This window comes from Streptomyces flavofungini (assembly GCF_041028215.1).
In the GTDB taxonomy this organism is placed as follows: domain Bacteria; phylum Actinomycetota; class Actinomycetes; order Streptomycetales; family Streptomycetaceae; genus Streptomyces; species Streptomyces flavofungini_B.
The window spans coordinates 1-2,804 of sequence record NZ_JASKYR010000986.1; the positions used below are offsets into that span (position 1 = coordinate 1).

At 73.5% G+C, this 2,804-nt stretch carries 3 protein-coding genes and 1 pseudogene; all 4 read right to left on the reverse strand.

All coding sequences use genetic code 11. From position 1 onward, the window contains the following. Positions 1–345 (reverse strand): DUF6506 family protein (locus tag AB8Z36_RS37445; protein WP_369217841.1); only part of this gene is annotated, 345 nt, incomplete at its 3' end. A 44-nt stretch (positions 346–389) separates the two neighbouring features. Continuing rightward, positions 390–659, reverse strand: coding sequence for an acyl carrier protein (locus AB8Z36_RS37450; protein ID WP_369217842.1), 270 nt, complete (start codon positions 657–659; stop codon positions 390–392). Continuing rightward, on the reverse strand, positions 656–2,455 hold the full coding sequence (locus tag AB8Z36_RS37455; RefSeq protein WP_369217843.1) for a fatty acyl-AMP ligase: 1,800 nt from the start codon (positions 2,453–2,455) through the stop codon (positions 656–658). The genes AB8Z36_RS37450 and AB8Z36_RS37455 overlap by 4 nt, the downstream gene beginning before the upstream one ends. An 11-nt stretch (positions 2,456–2,466) precedes the next feature. Further along, positions 2,467–2,804 (reverse strand): annotated as a pseudogene (locus AB8Z36_RS37460) (hypothetical protein); the annotation flags it as partial.

Genomic DNA, 2,804 nt, shown 5'->3' on the forward strand with positions numbered 1-2,804 from the left:
GTCCTTCTCGGGGTCGAGCCCGCGACCGGTGAAGAGGAATCCGAATGGCGGGAAGAGCGCCGCCATGCCGTCGATCGACTCGGGGCCGTACCCGACGGAGCCGACCGGCACCCGGGACCCGGTGGCCTCGATGACCTTGGCGGTCCACACGGGGCCGAAGCCGCCGCACAGTTCGATGAGCTGGATGCCCTCGTCCACCAGGGCCGCCGCCACCTCGGGCGCCCGGGCCGGGTCGGCCATGCCGACGATGACGGCGCGGAAGCCGTCACGTTCGATCACGGACCGGTCCTTCTCGGGGTCGAGCCCGCGACCGGTGAAGAGGAATCCGAATGCGTCAAGTGCCATGTCCATCGCTCCTGATCTGTATCTGTGTACGGGGCCTGACGCGGTCACCGGGAGCCCCCGGCCACCTCCGTCACGACCTCGTCGGCCGCTTCGGCCAGGGACAGCCTGCCCAGTGCGCCGCCGTGCGGAAGCCGGACGCCGAACCACTTCTCGACGTCGTCGACCAGCGCGGCGCTCGTCATCGAGTCGATGCCGAAGGCGCTGAGCGGCACGTCCGAGTCGATCTCGGCCGGGGCCATCTCCAGCAGGTCGGCGACCGTCCCGCGCAGCCGCCGCGCCACCAGCTCGGGCGTTATCTCCTGTGCGGTGCTCATGCCGCTCCTTCCGTCCGTCGGCTGGACCACCGCGCGAGCGGCACCAGTTGTCCCGTCCTGACCTGCTCCGCGCACGTACGGCGGCGGATCTTCCCGCTCGTCGTGCGGGGGATCTTGTTGCGCGGCACCGCGTAGACACTGACGGCGGCCGGCAGCACCCTCGCCACGGCGATCCCGGCGGCGCGGACGGCGGCGGCCAGCTCGTCGGTGTCGCGCAGGACCGTCTCCACGACGACCGCCACGCCCCGGTCGTCGTCGCCGAGCGGCCAGGCGGCGGCGCGCTGCCGGGCGAAGGCCGGGTGGGCGTCGAGGGCGACGGCCTCGGCGTCCTGCGGGAAGTAGTTCTCCCCGCCGATGATCAGTACGTCCTTGATGCGTCCGGTGATGAACAGCTCGCCGTCGTCGACGAAACCGAGGTCCCCGGTCCGCACGTACGTCCGTCCGGTGGCGTCGCCCGCCACGCGGGCCGCGAAGGTCTCGGCGGACTCCTCCTCGCGCCCCCAGTAGCCGCCGCAGTTGCCGGGGGAGTCGACCCAGATCTCACCGACGACGCGGTCGGCGAGGACGTGGTGGGTTTCGGGGTCGACGACGGCGATTGTGACCTCGTTCACCACGGGCCCGCAGCCGACGAGTTCGACGCCCTCCGCCGTGAGCGTGGTCCGGACCGCCTTGCCCTCGGCCAGCGCCTCGCGCTCGTAGCGCCCCACGACCGTGGGTTCGAGCGACGGGCTGATGCTCACCGCGAGGGTGCACTCGGCGAGTCCGAAGCCGGGGGAGAAGACCTCCTCGCGGAAGAGGCTCACCCGGAACGCGTCGGCGAACCGGCGCTGGGTGGCGGCCCGCACGGGCTCCGAGCCGTTGACCGCGACCCGCCAGGTGGAGAGGTCCAGGGCGGCGCGCTCCCGCTCGGGCACCCGGTTGACGCACATGTCGTACGCGAAGTCGGGCGCGGCGGTGAAGACGTCGTCCTCGGCGGCGATGGCCCGCAGCCACACCTTCGGGTCGCGGACGAACGTGGCCGGTTCCATGGTGACCGTGGTGGCGCCCGAGACCAGCGGCAGCACCACGGCGGTGCAGAGCCCCATGTCGTGGAAGAAGGGCAGCCAGCTCACGATGGTGGTGCCGGGCTCGACCTCGCAGCGGTCGCGCATCGCGGCCTGGTTGGCGACCAGATTGCCGTGCCCCACGACGACTCCGCGCGGGTCCCCGGTCGAGCCCGACGTGTACTGGAGCAGCGCCGTGGCCGCCGGGTCGAGCGCGAGCGGGTCGGGCAGCGGGGCCGCGCCGGGGGCCGGGCCGTCCTGGCGTACGGAGATCCACCGCACTCCGGGCAGGAGCTCGGGGTCGGCCTCCTCGGCGTCCTCGCGGGTGGAGACGAGGACGGCACACGGGGCGCAGTCGCCGGTGATCGCCGAGAGGCGCTCGGCCCGGGTGGTGGTGCCCGCCCGCGCCGCGGTGCGGAACGCGGGCACCGGCACGGCGATCATGCCCGCGTACAGGCAGCCGAGGAAGCCGATGTGGAAGTCGAGTCCGGGCAGGGCGGGCACGATGACGCGGTCTCCCGCGACGCCCGTTCCGCGCAGCACGGCGGCCAGCGCACGGGCGCGCAGGTCGAGTTCGACGGGGGTGAGGGTCTCGGCCGGGGCGCCGGAGGCGTCCAGGGCGGTGACCACGGGACGTCCGGCGTCGGGGCCGGTGGTGCGGGCCAGGAGCGCCTCGACGATGGTGCGGGCTTCCCGACCGGTGTGCGCCGGTACCGGCGGCCGGGTCGCGGTCGCCTCGGTTGGGGTGTTCACTGCTGTGCTCCTCATTCGGCTGTGGCTCGGGACGCGAGGGCGGTGTCGGAACGGTCCGCCGGAGCGGACCCGCACACCGGGGCGGGAAAGGCGCCGACGGGTACGGCGGTGGGATAGCGGCCGGTCAGGCAGGCGGTGCAGTATCCGGACGAGTCGCCCCCCACGGCCTCGGCGAGCAGGTCGAGGGAGAGGAACGCCACGCTGTCGCAGCCCAGTTGCGCCGCCATCTCCGAGATCGGCAGCCGGGCGGCGAGCAGTTCGGCGGGGCGCCCGGTGTCGATGCCGTAGAAGCACGGCCACCGGTACGGCGGCGAGGCGACCCGCAGATGCACCTCCGCCGCCGTACCGG

What these genes read in the sequence shown, in the direction of transcription:
- AB8Z36_RS37450 (WP_369217842.1), bottom strand. Translation starts at nt 659, where the DNA reads ATGAGCACCGCACAGGAGATAACGCCCGAGCTGGTGGCGCGGCGGCTG.